At 40.6% G+C, this 16327-nt stretch carries 15 protein-coding genes; 9 read left to right on the top strand and 6 right to left on the bottom strand.

The features are described from left to right. Window positions 1-100 precede the first annotated feature (100 nt). From CEQ21_RS09390 to CEQ21_RS09360, 7 genes are all read left to right on the top strand, one after another. On the top strand, window positions 101-2086 hold the full coding sequence (locus tag CEQ21_RS09390) for a S9 family peptidase (protein WP_185764393.1): 1986 nt from the start codon (window positions 101-103) through the stop codon (window positions 2084-2086). A 502-nt stretch (window positions 2087-2588) separates the two neighbouring features. Further along, window positions 2589-3533 carry an LCP family protein gene (locus tag CEQ21_RS09385; RefSeq protein WP_185764392.1) on the top strand — a complete coding sequence of 315 codons (945 nt, stop codon included), beginning with the start codon at window positions 2589-2591 and terminating at the stop codon, window positions 3531-3533. A gap of 118 nt (window positions 3534-3651) precedes the next feature. Then, window positions 3652-4272, top strand: a complete 621-nt coding sequence (locus CEQ21_RS09380) for a TVP38/TMEM64 family protein (RefSeq protein WP_185764391.1) — start codon at window positions 3652-3654, stop codon at window positions 4270-4272. 30 nt (window positions 4273-4302) lie between these two features. Next, a complete protein-coding gene (gene lepB, locus CEQ21_RS09375; protein WP_185764390.1) occupies window positions 4303-4857 on the top strand; it encodes a signal peptidase I in 555 nt (184 codons plus the stop codon). A gap of 151 nt (window positions 4858-5008) precedes the next feature. Continuing rightward, window positions 5009-8506: a helicase-exonuclease AddAB subunit AddB gene (addB, locus tag CEQ21_RS09370; RefSeq protein WP_185764389.1), complete on the top strand. Its 3498-nt coding sequence runs from the start codon at window positions 5009-5011 to the stop codon at window positions 8504-8506. Next, window positions 8493-12227: a helicase-exonuclease AddAB subunit AddA gene (gene addA / locus CEQ21_RS09365; protein WP_185764388.1), complete on the top strand. Its 3735-nt coding sequence runs from the start codon at window positions 8493-8495 to the stop codon at window positions 12225-12227. The genes addB and addA overlap by 14 nt, the downstream gene beginning before the upstream one ends. 125 nt (window positions 12228-12352) lie before the next feature. Then, window positions 12353-12661, top strand: a complete 309-nt coding sequence (locus CEQ21_RS09360; RefSeq protein WP_185764387.1) for an HNH endonuclease — start codon at window positions 12353-12355, stop codon at window positions 12659-12661. 21 nt (window positions 12662-12682) lie between these two features. On the opposite strand, the gene CEQ21_RS09355 is transcribed toward CEQ21_RS09360, so the two are convergent. From CEQ21_RS09355 to CEQ21_RS09330, 6 genes are read right to left on the bottom strand one after another with little or no spacing between them, the layout of a single operon-like run. After that, a complete protein-coding gene (locus tag CEQ21_RS09355) occupies window positions 12683-12901 on the bottom strand; it encodes a spore germination protein (RefSeq protein ID WP_144451977.1) in 219 nt (72 codons plus the stop codon). A gap of 45 nt (window positions 12902-12946) precedes the next feature. Next, on the bottom strand, window positions 12947-13396 hold the full coding sequence (locus tag CEQ21_RS09350) for a spore germination protein GerPE (RefSeq protein ID WP_185764386.1): 450 nt from the start codon (window positions 13394-13396) through the stop codon (window positions 12947-12949). Window positions 13397-13400: 4 nt separating this feature from the next. Further along, complete coding sequence (locus CEQ21_RS09345; RefSeq protein ID WP_185764385.1) at window positions 13401-13580, bottom strand: spore gernimation protein GerPD; 180 nt, start codon at window positions 13578-13580, stop codon at window positions 13401-13403. Next, on the bottom strand, window positions 13577-14215 hold the full coding sequence (gene gerPC / locus CEQ21_RS09340) for a spore germination protein GerPC (RefSeq protein ID WP_185764384.1): 639 nt from the start codon (window positions 14213-14215) through the stop codon (window positions 13577-13579). Before gerPC ends, CEQ21_RS09345 begins: the two co-directional genes overlap by 4 nt. Window positions 14216-14237: 22 nt before the next feature. Beyond that, complete coding sequence (locus tag CEQ21_RS09335) at window positions 14238-14480, bottom strand: spore germination protein GerPB (RefSeq protein WP_185764383.1); 243 nt, start codon at window positions 14478-14480, stop codon at window positions 14238-14240. A 31-nt stretch (window positions 14481-14511) separates the two neighbouring features. Continuing rightward, a complete protein-coding gene (locus tag CEQ21_RS09330; RefSeq protein WP_127736065.1) occupies window positions 14512-14733 on the bottom strand; it encodes a spore germination protein in 222 nt (73 codons plus the stop codon). A 244-nt stretch (window positions 14734-14977) separates the two neighbouring features. Here CEQ21_RS09330 and CEQ21_RS09325 point away from each other — a divergent pair, with 244 nt between their 5' ends. Then, on the top strand, window positions 14978-15880 hold the full coding sequence (locus CEQ21_RS09325) for a fumarylacetoacetate hydrolase family protein (RefSeq protein ID WP_185764382.1): 903 nt from the start codon (window positions 14978-14980) through the stop codon (window positions 15878-15880). Between the two features lie 59 nt (window positions 15881-15939). Next, complete coding sequence (locus CEQ21_RS09320) at window positions 15940-16233, top strand: DUF1516 family protein (RefSeq protein ID WP_185764381.1); 294 nt, start codon at window positions 15940-15942, stop codon at window positions 16231-16233. The last annotated feature ends 94 nt before the right edge of the window (window positions 16234-16327 follow it).

Below are 16327 nucleotides of genomic sequence, written 5' to 3'. Positions count from 1 at the left end.
TATTTTTCTTCAAAAATTAAATTAAATGCATATTGTCTTGAAGGGAATTTATTTCTAATGGCGAAATAATAAGTAGCTAATAAAGGGAGGAAGAGTGTAAATGGGAGAATGGGAAAAGATAACATCAGAGGACTTATACAGATTAAAATCAATTGTAGATCCACAAGTAAGTCCAGATAAAAATGGGTTCTTGTATGTGGAGACAGGAATTTCAGAAGAAAAGGATGCTTATTATTCCAATATTTTTTATCAAAGCTTAGAGGAAAGCGGTCAAACGCTGCAGTGGACATTTGGAGAGCATCGTAATACTTCACCAAGATGGTCGCCGAATGGTGAGGAAATTGCTTTTGTATCTAATCGCAGCGGAAAAAACCAAATTTTTGTGTTAAACAAAAATGGGGGGGAAGCAAAACAGCTTACTTTTGTGCGCAATGGTGCATCAAACCCTGTTTGGTCAGCCGATGGAACTGAATTAGCCTTTCAAACAAGCATTGGAAAAGACGAAAGCCTGCAAGATAAAGAAGAGAAAGAAAAGACAGAAAAAAAACCAGTTGCTTTAGCTTTCGATAAAATGAAGTATAAGTCAGACAGTGCTGGCTTTTGGGATGGAAGCTATAGCCATGTTGCTGTCATCAATAAAGAAACAGGAGAGCTTAAGGAAATCACTTCAGGAGAAAATGATTACCATTTGCAAAGCTGGTCTCCTGACGGAAAATATCTTGCTATCACTGCAGACGAAAGTGAGGACAAAGATTTCAGCTTTTCTGCAGACGTATATCTGTACACATTAGAAACAAAAGAATGGAAAAAGATAACGGCAGGAAATGGCCAGTACGGCAGAGTAACATGGTCACCTGATAGCCAAAAAATTGGAATCATCGGGAGCGGCCGTGAATATGAAAATGCCACATTATTTAAAATATGGACTTATGATTTGCAAAGTGAGGCGCTTCGCTGTTTAACGGAAGGCTGGGACGTAAATGTAGGCGATTTTGCCATTGGCGACTTTCAGCAGGGGACTGTCACACCAGGAATCCTCTGGGGTGAAGACAACAGAAGCTTTGTTTTCCTTGCATCAGATCACGGCAATACGATCGTTTACTTTGGCAATGAAGATGGCGAGATTTATCCAAGCTTGATTGATAATCAGCATGTGTACGGACTTTCCACAGGAGGAAGCTTGAAGCAGGCAATCGTAGCAATCAGCACGCCAACAGAACCAGGTGATCTCTACAGTCTGAATCTGGAAACAGGCGGGATAGAAAAGCTGACAGATGTTAATAAAGAGTTTGCAAAAACGCATACCTTTGCTGCGGCAGAGCCAATTGAACTGACATCCAGAGACGGCTGGGACCTGCATGGCTGGCTTATGAAGCCTGCAGATTTTAAAGCAGGAGAAAAATATCCGCTTGTTCTTGAAATCCATGGCGGCCCGCATGCGATGTATGCTAACTCGTATTTCCATGAGTTCCAGACACTTACAGCAAATGGTTATGCTGTGTTGTTCATTAATCCGCGAGGTAGTCACGGATATGGTCAGCATTTTGTTGATGCGGTCAGAGGTGATTATGGCGGGAAGGATTATGAAGATATTATGGATGCGGTTGATTTCGCCTTAGAAAACTTTGATTTTATTGATGAAACTCGTCTTGGTGTAACAGGAGGCAGCTATGGCGGATTCATGACAAACTGGATTGTCGGCCATACAAACCGCTTTAAAGCCGCTGTCACACAGCGTTCTATTTCGAACTGGATCAGCTTCTACGGAGTAAGTGATATAGGCTATTATTTCTCCGAATGGCAAATCAAAGCTGATTTAAATGATATAGAAACACTATGGAAGCATTCTCCGCTAGCATATGCGAATAATATTGAAACACCATTGTTAATATTGCATGGAGAAAAGGATTTCCGCTGCCCAATCGAGCAGGCAGAACAGCTGTTTATAGCATTGAAGAAGCAGAAAAAGACAACGGAATTTGTCCGTTTCCCAGAATCCAACCACGAGCTTTCCAGAAGCGGCAAACCAACATTGCGCATATCCCGCTTGGATTATATTAATAACTGGTTTATTGAGTATTTATAAGCAACTAAAGCATAGCCTTTAATAAAAAAAGAAATGGTACGATGTTAAAGAAATAGCGAGAAAGCTAAAGTCCCAGCAGGCTGTTAAGCGCAGAAGAGGCTAAGTAGCGCGCCCCGGCTGAGGTAAGCCTGAAGTGAAAATCAATTTCCCCTATAACAAGTATCTTTTAAGGTTACTAATGTGTAACGCTTGCCATTTTCGGCAGGCGTTTTTTTTATCGTTCCCTTCCGTTTATGAATGGATTTATGTATGTTGAGCAATTAGTGGTAAATTATTTTAATATTACTGAAATGTAAATAAAAATATGGAAATTAAATGTTTGCATATCCATTTATCTGATAAGATAATAGATAATACCTAAAAAAACGCAGAAGAAATTCTGACTGTTAAGGAAAAGGATTATTTTTTACTTTTAAAGGCAACAATTTTGAAGAAGAAACTTTTGTTGATACTTAAACGTTAAATAGATATAAGAATGAAGATAGAAAGGAAACAATCAGGGATGGAGAGATCAGAATATAGACAAACGAAGAAGAAAAAAAGGAAGTTAAGAAAGGGCCGAGTCTTTTTTTTGTTTCTTGTCTTGTTAATAATATTTGCGGCAGTATACATATTTGTTCAGTATAACGCAGGGAAAAAAAAGGCGCTGGAGAATGGTGCCATCGAAAAGGTTGAATATGAGTTTAACGGGGAAAAGGATCAGTATGGCGGTACAAATGTCCTGCTCTTAGGAAGTGATGCGAGAGAAGGAGACAAGCAATCACGTACAGATACCATCATGGTAGCCCAGTTTCATCCAGAAAAGGGCACCTATAAGCTAATCTCTTTAATGAGGGATATGTATGTTGATATACCGGGATACGGAAAAGACAGAATAAACACCGCTTTTACAAGAGGTGGACCAGAGCTGTTGAGACAAACTATTAAGGAAAACTTTGATGTTGATCTTCAATACTATGCCATTGTTAATTTCCAAGGGTTTGAGGCGCTTATTGATGAGGCATTTCCAGATGGTGTCGAGATAGACGTAGAGAAGAAAATGTCTAAAAATATTGGGGTTACACTCGAACCAGGGCTGCAAAAGCTGAACGGGAAGCAGCTTCTCGGATATGTACGCTTTAGACATGATGCTATTTCTGATTTTGGAAGAGTCCAAAGACAGCAAAAAGCACTTGAGGCACTCGCCTCCCAAATTTCGGGTGTACAGACTGTCGCAAAACTGCCTAAATTGGCGGGCGTCATGATGCCTTATATTAATACGAGCATGAATACAAAAGATATACTTTATGTAGGGTCTGATTTAATTCGTCATAAAAACCAAGAGGTAGAAACATTGAGAATACCGGTTGACGGTACATATCAGGATCTAAGGGTCAATGGGGCTGCCGTTCTCGGTGTAGATATAGAAACTAATAGGGCAGAGATCCAGGATTTTTTATCAAAATAAATGCGAGACTTTAGGCATAAACTCTAATAACTGGTAAAAAAGCTCTTTTGTAAGAAAGCATTAAGTAAGTCCACAAGAAATTAACCTGCTTGAAATGATATGCCAAGGAGTTTTCGTTATGGATATAGCTACATTAAAAGAATGGTTCACACTAGACAATATTATGCAATTATTAGAAAGCTATCGGGCATTTGGCCCATTGCCAGGCATTTTGCTGCCATTGCTGGAATCTTTTGTTCCCTTCTTGCCGCTTTTTCTGTTCATTTTGGCAAATGTGAATGCCTTTGGTTTCTGGCTTGGCTTCCTGTTTTCTTGGATAGGCACTTGCGGAGGGGCATTGCTTGTCTTCTTACTTGTCAGAAAGTATGGCCAAAAGAGGCTTTTGAGCTTTATTCGCAACCATAAGAAAGTACAAAAGCTAATGATATGGATAGAGAGACATGGATTTGGACCGCTGTTTATCCTACTGTGCTTTCCCTTTACCCCTTCAGCTTTAGTGAATATTGTAGCAGGACTTTCGCGGATAAAGGTGAAGCAGTACTTTCTCGCCATTGTTGCCGGTAAACTTGTGATGATCATAACCATCAGCTTTATTGGTTATGATCTGCAGGCAATGATTACACAGCCGATTCGTACGATTCCTGTTGCCATTGCGATTTTTGTGTTATGGTTTGTAGGAAAAAGGGTCGAGGCCAGAATGAATGTCACTGCAGAAAAAGAAAGAGAACAAGGGAATTAATGTTTATACAAGGCATGGAGGAGATGGCATTTGAAAGAAGCAATAAAAAGAGAAGGCATAGAGTGGTTGAAAGCATTTGCTATCGGAATTGTCATCTTTGTCATTATTCGGGCATTCTTCTTCTCAAATTACGTGGTGGAAGGCGAATCGATGATGCCTACCTTGCAGGATGGGGATAAATTAGTCGTCAATAAAATCGGTTATAAAGTCAGTGATTTCCATCATTTTGATGTGATTGTTTTCCATGCGAATGATAAAGAGGATTATGTTAAAAGGGTGATAGGTATTCCAGGCGATAAGGTGGAATATAAGGATGATCACCTTTATATTAATGGGAAAAAGTACGAAGAGAATTTTTTGGATGCTTACCGAAGTCAAGTGAGTGCTGGAAAACTGACAGGCGACTTTACTCTTGAAGAAATCACAGGAGAAGAAACAGTGCCACAAGGAAAGCTGTTTGTTCTTGGAGATAATCGTTTAGGCAGCTGGGACAGCAGACATTTTGGATTTATTAACATTGATCAGGTAGTTGGAAAAGTCAGCCTACGGTACTGGCCGCTCCGTGATATTCAATTTAATTTTTAAGAATAGGAGCTCATTTGAGCCCCTATTTTTTTTGAATTAAAGAGAGGGTTCAGTGAAAATATTGGCAAGTAACAGGAGTATTCTTTAGTAGGGCAAACATTTGTTTCTATGATATTATAAAGAGAGAAATTAAGTGTTCGAGGAGGCAATTATGTCTGTTAGATTATTAGCTGGACGATCAGGCAGCGGCAAGACTGCCTTTTGTATAGATTCCATTCGGGAAAAGCTGTTTGCAGATCCGGAAGGTAACCCTATTATCTTTTTAGTACCAGATCAGATGACATTTATGTCAGATCAAAACCTAGCAGGAAGTGAAGGACTTGGCGGTATGTTTCGTGCCCAAGTGTACAGTTTTACAAGGCTTGCTTGGAGAGTATTGCAGGAAACAGGAGGCATCTCCAGACAGCATATAAACAGTGTCGGCATCAGTATGCTCATCCGCAGCATTATTGAAGAAAAGAAAGAGGAACTGTCATTATTCAAAAAGGTGGCAGATAAGAATGGTTTTATTGGCCAAGTGGAACAGCTGGTTACAGAATTCAGGAGATATTGTGTGACACCAGAGGAACTCGTTGGCAGACAACAGGGCATTGCTGAAGCAGGAAATGCGGATAGAGCTCTTTTGGATAAACTGCATGATTTAGAGCTTATTTACCAAAGCTTTGAGGAAAATATGCTTGGAAAATATATTGATGGAGAGGATTATTTCCGTTTACTTGCAGAGAAAGTCAGCAAATCGGAATATTTGAAAAAGGCAGAGGTCTTTATTGATGGCTTTTATAGCTTTACGCCACAGGAGTATCTAATCCTTCAGCAGCTTATTCAGACATGTAAGAATGTCACCATTACCTTTACAGTGGACAAGCCTGACAGAAACAGTTTTGCAAATGAGTTGGATCTTTTCAGAATGTCAAAGGAAACGTACGCAACAATATACTCATTTGCAAGACAACTTGGCGTGGAAGTTGAAGAGGAGTTTTTCGGAGAGATACACAGGGATATGCACGAATCTCTTAAACACATTGAAGCGCATTTTGACAGTAGACCGGCAATTCCTTTTTCAGGAGATTCTGCTGTGCGTTTTGCTGAAAGTGTCAATCCACGAGCAGAAATTGAGGGTGTTGCTCGGGAAATAAAGAAGCTTATTCGACAACAGGGCTACCGCTATCGCGACATCAGTCTTTTATCCCGTAATACGGGTGAATACCAAAATATTATCGAAACTATTTTTGCAGATTATGAAATTCCTTTTTTCATTGACCAGAAAAGAACGATGCATTTTCATCCGCTTGTCGAGTTAATTCGCTCCACATTGGAAATTATTGAAACAAACTGGCGATATGAGCCAGTGTTTAGGGCGATTAAGACAGAGCTGCTGTTTCCATTGCATATGCGTAAAAGCAATATAAGAGAAAAGGTAGATAAGCTCGAAAACTATTGCTTGGCATACGGCATAAAAGGTGATAAGTGGACAAGAAAAGAGCGCTGGAAATACAGAAGATTTCAAGGGCTTGAATGGGATCAAGGCGTTCAGACAGACAGTGAAAAACAAATGGAGCAGGAGCTCAATGAACTTCGTCTTTCGTTGGCTGAGCCAATTATGCGCCTGGCGAACAGGCTAAAGAAGGCCAAGACAGGAAGAGCGAAGTGTGAAGCATTATATCTTTATTTAGAAGAGCTTGAGGTTCCGGAGAAAATGGATTTATGGAAGGTCGAGCTGGAAGAAAAGGGGGAGCTTGTTAAAGCAGGCGAGCATGACCAGGCATGGAATAGTATTGTAGATTTGCTTGATCAATTTGTGGAGATTCTTGGAGAAGAGGAGATTGCAAGAAAGCAATTTGCGACCATTTTGGATGCAGGACTTGATACATTAAAGTTTTCCTTAGTTCCGCCGGCAATTGACCAGGTACTAATTGCTGATTTAGAAACCTCTCGTCTTGGCAGTATAAAGGCAGCGTTTGTAATCGGTCTGAATGAAGGTGTATTTCCTGCTAAGTTTACAGATGACGGAATATTTGCAGACAGTGACAGAGAGAGTCTTGTTGAAGCTGGCATGAAGCTTGCACCGACAAGCAAAACGAGATTGCTTGATGAAGAGTTTCTTGCATACAAGGCGTTCACTGCTGCCTCAGAGCGATTATATTTAACATATCCGTTGGCAAATGACGAAGGTAAGTCATTACTTCCATCCGTATATGTTAAAAGGATGCGTGATCTTGTTCCAGAAGCAAAGACACTTTACTTTATGGCAGATCCGAAGGAATTAACGGAGTTAGGTCAGCTAGGCTATGCGGTCGACTTAAAAACAAGTTTGTCCTATTTAAATGGTCAGCTGCAGCTAAAGAAAAGAAACTATCCAATTTATGATTTTTGGTGGGATGTTTACAATGCCTATATAGACAACGACCAATGGAGGACAGCTGCTAAAAAGGTATTCTCAAGCCTGACTTATCAAAACAGAACGAGCACATTAGCAGATGAAACGAGCACCATGCTGTATGGCGAAAGCATCACAGCGAGTGTTTCAAGAATGGAATTGTTTCAGTCATGCCCGTTCTCTCATTTCGCAACACATGGCCTAAAGCTGAAGGAAAGACAAGTATATAGGCTGGAGGCTCCTGCAATTGGAGATTTATTTCATGCTGCCTTAAAATACATTGCCGAAACAGTTATACATGAAAATATGATGTGGTCTGACCTGACAAGAGAGCAGTGTGAGCTGCTTGCAAAGGATGCAGTCGAAATGCTGGCTCCGAAATTGCAGAATGAAATACTGCTTAGCACGAACAGGCACCATTATATTAAAAGAAAGCTTGAACAGATTATCAGCCGAGCATCCTTTATCTTAAGTGAGCATGCGAAATACAGCGGGTTTGCTCCGATTGACCTTGAGCTTGAGTTTGGACCAAAAGGCAAGTTGCCGCCAATGGGCTTTTCACTAAAAAATGGCACGAAAATGGAGCTAGTGGGAAGAATTGACCGTGTGGACAAGGCGGAGCTCGATAATGAAGTCTACTTGCGTGTTATTGATTATAAATCGAGCGCACATGAGCTAAATATGAATGAAGTATATTATGGTCTGTCTTTGCAGATGCTGACATACTTGGACCTTATTATTTCTAACAGCAGCATTCTTGTAGAAAAGGATGCAAATCCTGCAGGAGTATTGTATTTCCATGTTCATAATCCCGTCTTGAGCACTAAAAAAGTATTGACTCTTGATGAAATCGAGGAGGAGCTCTTCAAAAAATTCAAGATGAATGGCTTGATGCTCGGTAAAGAGGATGTTATTAAGCTGATGGACGGCAGTCTCGAAAAAGGAGACTCGCCGATTGTGCCTGCAGGTGTTAAAACAGACGGCACATTGACAAAGCGTTCCAAGGTTGCCAGCAGGGAGGACTTTTCTTCTCTGCAAAAATTTGTACGTCATAAATATGTGGAAACAGGTAACAAAATTATCGGCGGGAATGTGGAGATTGCTCCATACCAGCTGAAGGAAAAATCGCCATGTACTTTTTGTTCATTTAAGTCTGTTTGCCAGTTTGATGAGGGGCTTGAATCAAACCAATATCGAAAACTGCAAACCTTCTCGAAGGAAGAAGCACTTGAATTAATAAGAAAGGAGGCAAATGCAAATGAAGATTATTGATATTCCAGAGAAACCAGTGGATGCAACATGGACAGATGACCAGTGGAAAGCAATCATGCTAAGCGGCAGTGATATTTTGGTAGCGGCAGCTGCTGGTTCAGGAAAAACAGCAGTCCTTGTAGAAAGAATGATCCGCAAAATTGTCTCAGATAATCCAATTAATGTTGATGAACTGCTTGTTGTTACATTTACAAATGCATCTGCTGCCGAGATGAAGCATCGAATTGGAGATGTGCTGGAAAAGGAAATCAATGCTAACCCGAAATCTCAGCACCTGAAGAAACAGTTGGCTTTATTAAATAAAGCACATATATCAACAATCCATTCCTTTTGTCTAGAGGTTATTCGTAAATATTATTACATGATTGATCTTGACCCAGGCTTTCGGATAGCAGATGAAACAGAAGCGCAATTAATGCGTGATGAATGTGTGGAGGACCTATTTGAAGAAGAGTACGGCAAAGATGAGAATCTTGCTTTCTTCGATTTGGTTGATGCTTTCACAAATGACAGAAGTGATGATGCACTGCAAAAAATCATTCAGGAAGTGTATGACTTTTCACGGGCAAATCCGTCTCCGTCTGCTTATTTAGGGTCATTGGCACAAATGTATGACATAGAAGAGTCAGCGGCAATAGAAGAGCTTCCATTTGCTAAAGAGTTACTTGTAAGCATAGAGCTTCAATTGGATGGAGTCAGACAACTTTTGGAATATGGTTTGGAATTGACTAAACGACCGGGCGGGCCTGCGCCAAGGGCAAGTAATTTTCTTGATGATTTAAGCCTTTTGGACATTATGCAACAAGCGAAAAACGACTCATGGAAAACGCTATATGAAGCAATGCAAGGTTTGAAATTTACAAGAGCAAAGGCTTGCAAGGGAGACGAGTACGACCCTGCTTTAATCGAAGAAGCTCAAAAGGTAAGAGAAAGAGCCAAGAAAATCCTGCAGGAAATGCAAAGTGAATTATTTGGCAGACTGCCTGAAGGCTTTATCAAGGATATGCGAGAGATGAAGGTCCATGTGGAAACATTGACAAGGCTTGTTGCTGCCTTCTCTGACCGGTTCCAGAAAATGAAATCTGAAAAAGGCTTAGTTGATTTTGCTGATCTTGAGCATTATTGCTTGGAAATATTACGAAATTCAGAAACAACGGAACTAGAGCCGTCTGTTGCCGCCTTATATTACCACAAGCAGTTTAAAGAAGTGCTTATCGATGAATATCAGGACGTTAATATGGTGCAGGAATCTATTCTCCAGCTTGTGACAGCAGACAGCGAATCAGAGGGGAATCTGTTTATGGTTGGCGATGTGAAGCAGTCCATTTATCGATTCCGTCTGGCAGAACCGAACTTGTTTCTAGCTAAATATAATCGGTTCCAGGAAGATGAAGATACTGGTTATAAGATTGACCTTGCAAGAAACTTCCGCAGCAGAAGAGAGGTTTTGGACGGTACAAACTATTTGTTCAAACAGATAATGGGTGTTAAAGTCGGGGAAATTGAATATGACAAGGACGCAGAACTGGCAAAGGGAGCTTCCTACCCAGAGGAGATAATCTATCCGATTGAACTGGCACTCGTCAACCAGAATACTTCTGCATCAAGTGAAGAAGCAGATATAGAAGACAGCGAGTTTGATGCGTTGGAATTGGAACAGTCCCAGTTGGAAGCGCGTGTGATTGCGCAAAAAATGAAGGAGCTGTTCGACCAAAAGCAGGAGGTGTATGACGCAAAAACGAAATCCTACCGACCTGTAATGTACAAGGATATGGTCATTCTTTTGCGTTCCATGACATGGGCACCAGCTATTATGGAGGAATTGAAGCAGTTTAATATCCCGACATATGCTAATTTGACGACAGGTTATTTTGAGTCGACCGAAGTGAATATTATGATGTCATTACTGAAGGTAATTGACAATCCGTATCAGGATATTCCGTTAGCGGCAGTGCTGCGTTCACCAATTGTCGGCTTGACGGAAGAAGAACTGAGTAAAATCCGAATTGCCCAAAAGCAGGGAGCATTTTATGATGCGGTCAAAGCTTTTATGGGAGCAAGGGCAGCAAGTACAGAAGAGGTGTATGAAAGAATTGCGCCATTCTTTAGTATGCTCCATGAATGGCGAACAGAAGCACGGCGAGGAGCTTTGTCAGATTTAGTATGGAGACTGTACAGAGACACTCATTTCTATGATTTTGTTGGCGGTTTGCCTGGTGGGAATCAGCGACAGGCTAACTTAAGAGCCTTGTTCGATCGTGCTCGCCAATACGAATCGACCTCTTTCCGCGGGCTGTTCCGTTTCTTACGTTTTATCGAAAGAATGAGAGACAGAGGTAATGACCTTGGAGCTGCAAGGGCATTGACAGAGCAGGAAGATGTTGTGCGAATCATGACAATCCACAGCAGTAAAGGGCTTGAGTTTCCATTTGTTTTCCTTGCAGGTATTGGAAGAGAATTTAATACAATGGATCTCCGCAAGCCATTTCTGCTTGATAAGGATCTTGGCTTTGCAACGAAGTATATTCATGCCAAAAAGCGTATTTCTTATCCTTCTTTACCACAAATAGCGTTTGTGAAGAAAAAGAGAATGGAGCTTCTTGCAGAGGAGATGCGTGTCCTTTATGTGGCGTTGACAAGGGCTAAAGAGAAATTGGTGCTAGTCGGTTCTGTCAAAGATATTGAGAAGTCTAAGCTGAAATGGGCACAGGCTGCAGGACATTCAAATTGGCTGCTTAATGAATTCGACAGGGCTTCTGCACGCTCTTATTTGGATTGGATAGGACCAGCCCTTGTGAGACATAAAGATACAGTAGGTATTCATTTGGAAAGCTGGTTGGATAAAGGAGAGGTTTCTGTCCATCCATCATCATGGGAAATACGAATTTTGCCTAAGGAAGAGCTGCTTGCTTTTACTGCTGAAGACTTAGAGGAACAAGAAGGCTGGCTGGAAAAGGTAACGACCGGAAGAAAAATCGATATTTCCTCTGAATATCAGGAACAAATCCAGCGCACGCTTAATTGGAAGTATGCCTTCCCTGAAGGGACAATCTATCGTTCTAAGCAGTCAGTGTCAGAGCTGAAAAGACAAAGTGAAAGAATTGATGAGCAAAGCGGAACAGAGCTAGTTCAAACGCGGAGAAAAACAATTTGGAACAGACCGAAGTTTATGCAGGAGAAAAAGCTGAGTCCTGCTGAAAAAGGAACCGCAATGCATATGGTTATGCAGCATGTTCGTTTGGCTGAGGAAATAACCGAGGAGAATGTTATGCTGCTAGTGGACGAAATGGTAGCACAAGAGCTTTTGACAGCAGAACAGGCAGATGCGATTGAGGCTGGTCAAATTGTGTCCTTCTTTCAGACAGAGCTGGGGCAGCGTATGCGCAATGCCAAAAAGCTTGTCCGTGAGATACCATTTAATATTGCCTACCCAGCAAGTTCTGTTTATACGGATTGGCAAGGTGAGGACGAGCCAATTCTTGTACAAGGGATTATCGACGTATACTTTGAAGATGAAAAAGGAACCGTGCTGCTTGATTACAAAACAGATTCCATTCATGACCGATTTAAAGGTGGGTATCAGGAGGCTAAACCAGTATTGGAGTCCCGCTATCGTGTGCAAATTGACCTGTATGCAGATTCACTTGAAAAAATTCTTAAAAAACCGATTGATGAGAAGTATTTATATTTCTTTGATGGTGCAAATATCTTGCAGATGTAAACTGCTAATTTGAAGCTGTCCGCTTTTGGACAGCTTCTTTTATTTTCAGTGGTAGTGTCATGAATTGCAGCGCAAATGGGAAAAAGATAAATATGTAGTTACTTCTCTTACGAAAGGAAGCAAATATGGCAAAGATAAAGAAAAAGATTGGTACATGTGAATTATGCTTAAGAGAGGATGTGGAGACGACAGCACATCATTTGACGCCAAGGGAAATGGGCGGGGCTTATTTAGGGACTGCAGATTTATGTATCCCATGCCATAAGCAAATTCATGCATTATATACAAATGAAGAGCTGGCTGTTAGGCTGAATACTGTCGCACTGCTGCAAGACGATCCACAAATAGCGAAGTATTTGGCTTGGATAAAAAAACAGCCTTCTACAAAATTGCAGAAGGTGAGAAAATCGAAAGACAGAAGAGGAAGGAAATGATGTTTCTTCATCTTCTGTCTGCTAGTTATTAGCTGAAGTCGGCTGGTCAATCAGACTAGTATCTACGTAATTAGTTGCACTTAACCCGTTGTTAGTTATGATAAACGCACCTGTGTTTGATGCACCTGAGCCTAAAGAAACCTTTGAATTTCCCTTTGGGGATATGAACAGTGAATCGCCAAATTGTACGATTCCCTCTCCAACGTTAACAATCTGCACTGGTCCTACGATGGCAGGCAAAAAAATCCCTCCTTTAAATGTAATAAAGCCGTCTGACAACCCGGTTTATTGACTTCCGTTAATGATAGATGTTCCCGGTGATGAATGTATCTCCTCGAGGGGAATGATGGTTTGGTTCTTTAATTCCTCTGAATGATTTTCGAGCTGTCTTATATGCTTAATCCTCGTTTCAGCATAAATGTGGCGGGTGCTGCCAACCTGAAGCAAGGATGATGCTGAAACGGCAGTAATATCTAGAGTCTTCACTTTAATAATTGGCTTTGTTTGATGGTACATAATATTGATATTTTCTGTAATTGGCGGAATAGGAATTGGTTCGGAGAAAATTGGATAATCAAAAGGGCCTTCATTGCCAAAGAAAGTCTTTCTTTCCCTTTGTACGGCAAGTGCTCTTGAAAATGCCTGATAATAAGAAATGTCTCCGAATTCAACTGTAGATGAAAAGGAAGCAACATTGAGTCGCATATTATCAACAACAGAAGTTCTTTGCAGCATAATGTCAGCCTTTTGGAATTAACGGCACAAATGGGCCGATAATCAGAGATTCTGCAGGTGTGTCAAACGTGGACGCAAGTTGGATAGTCTGAACATCGCCGACAATGCATACAGAAGAGCTCGATACCCCGATAATTTTAATATCTCCCACTGCAAGATCGCGATTGTATACTTGAAAGTTCATTCCTTGTTCCTCCCCTTAACATTATCCGGAATATTACTTAGGAAAATTTGTACACCATTTTCTATTTCCTGCTTCAATGCAGCTATCACTGCCTCATTTTGCTGCATTGTATCCTCTTCCTGTTCAGAAGCTGGCCGTTGCTGCAAATAATATTGTATTCTTGTAGGGAGCTGCTTCGTCACGTCTTCTTGGATGAAGGAAATGTAAGCTTCATCCTCCTCCATACCGAGTTCTGCTTGTTTTCTCATAATCACTTCGGGAAGCTCCATTTGAATATAAGTAAGGAGAGTTTCTTCCAGCTCCATCGATCTCGTCATCATTTGCTTAGGATCAATTTGCGGTGGATAAAAAGGCCCGCCAGGCTGAACAGAATTTCCTGGATTAATAGCTAACTCTTCAATCTTTTGTAAATCTGCCGGATTCAAGCCAATGTTGAGTGTCCCATCCAATGTTTCCACTTTAAGCTGATCAAAGCTGTATTCAATACGATCTACTCGAACGGAAGGCCTGTTCTTAAGTTCAGTAACTTCTTTTGTCAGTTCGGTTACAGCTTTCTCCAAGGATACGATTCTTTTTTCTAAGTACTGCAGATAAGATTGTAACTGATCGCCATAATGGTAAAATTGTTGGGACATCCTTCGTACCTCCTTCGTTATCTTAAGGTCCTGTCAATGGAACAGACGGTGACATAACAACACTATCGTCTGCCACATTTACACCAGTAAACGGTTCTGATTCCTCTGTGGTGCTTGGTGCTGATTCAGTAAATCCGCCAGTATTATAAAGATAAGAATTAGGTTTAATAATACCGGAACTGCCAATTTGAAAAACAGATGAGTTTGTAATACCGCCAATTTTAATTGTGTGTATCGTTATTGATTGTTGAATGAAATAATTCATTATTATCACCTTTTCCAATGTGAGAAAACATTTATGCGTTCATGAAATTTCCTTGATCAATGCCATCATTATCTGTTGTGTTCGTGGCACTTCTATAATTGGTGATATTTAACCCATCACCTGTGTTGAAGGAACCAGAACCAGAGAAAGTTTTTGCGTTAGAAATCGGCATTATTTTATAGACATCGCCAATATTAAAGATCGAGCTGCTCCCGATGGATATTACTTGTGCGACTCCTACAATAGCTGGCATAATCAACATCCTTTACATAAGATTCTTTACATTCTATGTGGTGTTTCCGCGGAGTGTGATACATTCGCCCAGTAAATGTAGAGCCATCTCTTTTTAACCTATTCTGCTGCAAGGTTGGCCTATGACAATTTCATCTTGCATACATTTTAGGACAAAGCCTGTCAGTGAGGTTTGAATACTATTGTCTGAAAGTTTATAATTGAATAAATATTAAACTATATATCTAGGATAAGGATGGGATCTTATGAGATTTGCGACAGCTATACTTGATGGTAAACAAATTATTGCAGTATTAAATGAGGAGAATAACAGCATTCTTCCACTAAATGATACAGAAGAAAAGAAATCTGGAAGACGGCCGTTTCCAGATAACATGCTTCAATGTATTGAGATGGGCAGTGATTTTGTTGAAGGTGCTAAAGAGGTGGTTGTTTGGGCAAAGGAAAACAGTGACTGCTTTGTTAATATAGAGGAGGTACAGCTTATTGCTCCAATTCCAAAGCCGACAAAGAATATTTTTTGTGTAGGGAAGAATTATGAAGAGCATGCAATAGAGATGGGCAGTAAAGATGATATACCAGAGCATGTCATGGTGTTTACGAAAGCACCGACAACCGTAATCGGACCAGAGGAAACAATACCTTTACATAGTGATGTAACAGACCAGCTCGATTATGAGGGCGAGCTTTGCGTTGTTATCGGCAAAAAGGGCAAAGCAATTCCACAGGATAAGGCATTAGAGTATGTGTTTGGCTATACCATTCTGAATGATATTACTGCAAGGGATTTGCAAAAAAAGCATAAGCAGTTTTTTATCGGCAAAAGCTTAGACGGGAGTGGACCGCTTGGACCAGTGATTGTCGAGAAATCAGCTATTCCTAATCCAAACAATCTGGACATCTCGACTAAAGTAAATGGGGAGGTTAGACAAAGCTCCAATACAAAGCACTTTATTTTTCCTATTGAAGAAGTAATTAGCGTCTTATCTGCTGGTATGACACTTGAACCAGGGGATTTAATTGCGACAGGAACACCTGCTGGAGTTGGTAAAGGCTTTAAGCCGGCAAGGTTTCTACGTGATGGCGATATAATCGAAATAGAAGTGGAAGGAATCGGAGTATTGCGTAACACTGTTGGAAAAGATTAACGAAAAAGCTACTATAAATAGACAGAAACGTGCATCCTTATCATAAAGGAGGTGGGCAGATGTTTGGCCAAATCCACTTTATTTCATGGATGCTCACATTAGTTCTTTTTATTGCCGTTTTACTTTTAGGAAAAACGGGACAAGTAACAACAAAGAAAATCATCCATATGATGACAAGGTTATTGTATTTGTTCATTATTTCTTCTGGTGTAATAATGCTGTTTCGTGTAGAGACATTTACTGCCATGTATATACTGAAGGCACTTGTCGGAATTTGGGTTATTAGCATGATTGAATTGATATTAGTCAGGTTGGAAAAAGGGAGAAGAGTAGACTTCTCTGGGGACAGTTAGCAATCGCTCTTGTGCTCGTCATTTATATTGGTATGTTGCATTATGATTTGAAAGGCTCTGCATTGAAAAAAAGCAGAGCCTTTTTCTATTTCTT

Source organism: Niallia circulans, assembly GCF_007273535.1.
GTDB lineage: Bacteria > Bacillota > Bacilli > Bacillales > Cytobacillaceae > Niallia > Niallia circulans_B.
This window is presented reverse-complemented; position numbering and strand designations above follow the sequence as displayed.

Coding starts and splice junctions, on each gene's coding strand:
- CEQ21_RS09390 (WP_185764393.1), top strand. CDS start 101: ATGGGAGAATGGGAAAAGATAACATCAGAGGACTTATACAGATTAAAA.
- CEQ21_RS09385 (WP_185764392.1), top strand. CDS start 2,589: ATGGAGAGATCAGAATATAGACAAACGAAGAAGAAAAAAAGGAAGTTA.
- CEQ21_RS09380 (WP_185764391.1), top strand. CDS start 3,652: ATGGATATAGCTACATTAAAAGAATGGTTCACACTAGACAATATTATG.
- addB (WP_185764389.1), top strand. CDS start 5,009: ATGTCTGTTAGATTATTAGCTGGACGATCAGGCAGCGGCAAGACTGCC.
- addA (WP_185764388.1), top strand. CDS start 8,493: ATGAAGATTATTGATATTCCAGAGAAACCAGTGGATGCAACATGGACA.
- CEQ21_RS09360 (WP_185764387.1), top strand. CDS start 12,353: ATGGCAAAGATAAAGAAAAAGATTGGTACATGTGAATTATGCTTAAGA.
- CEQ21_RS09350 (WP_185764386.1), bottom strand. CDS start 13,396: ATGCTGCAAAGAACTTCTGTTGTTGATAATATGCGACTCAATGTTGCT.
- CEQ21_RS09345 (WP_185764385.1), bottom strand. CDS start 13,580: ATGAACTTTCAAGTATACAATCGCGATCTTGCAGTGGGAGATATTAAA.
- gerPC (WP_185764384.1), bottom strand. CDS start 14,215: ATGTCCCAACAATTTTACCATTATGGCGATCAGTTACAATCTTATCTG.
- CEQ21_RS09335 (WP_185764383.1), bottom strand. CDS start 14,480: ATGAATTATTTCATTCAACAATCAATAACGATACACACAATTAAAATT.
- CEQ21_RS09330 (WP_127736065.1), bottom strand. CDS start 14,733: ATGCCAGCTATTGTAGGAGTCGCACAAGTAATATCCATCGGGAGCAGC.
- CEQ21_RS09325 (WP_185764382.1), top strand. CDS start 14,978: ATGAGATTTGCGACAGCTATACTTGATGGTAAACAAATTATTGCAGTA.
- CEQ21_RS09320 (WP_185764381.1), top strand. CDS start 15,940: ATGTTTGGCCAAATCCACTTTATTTCATGGATGCTCACATTAGTTCTT.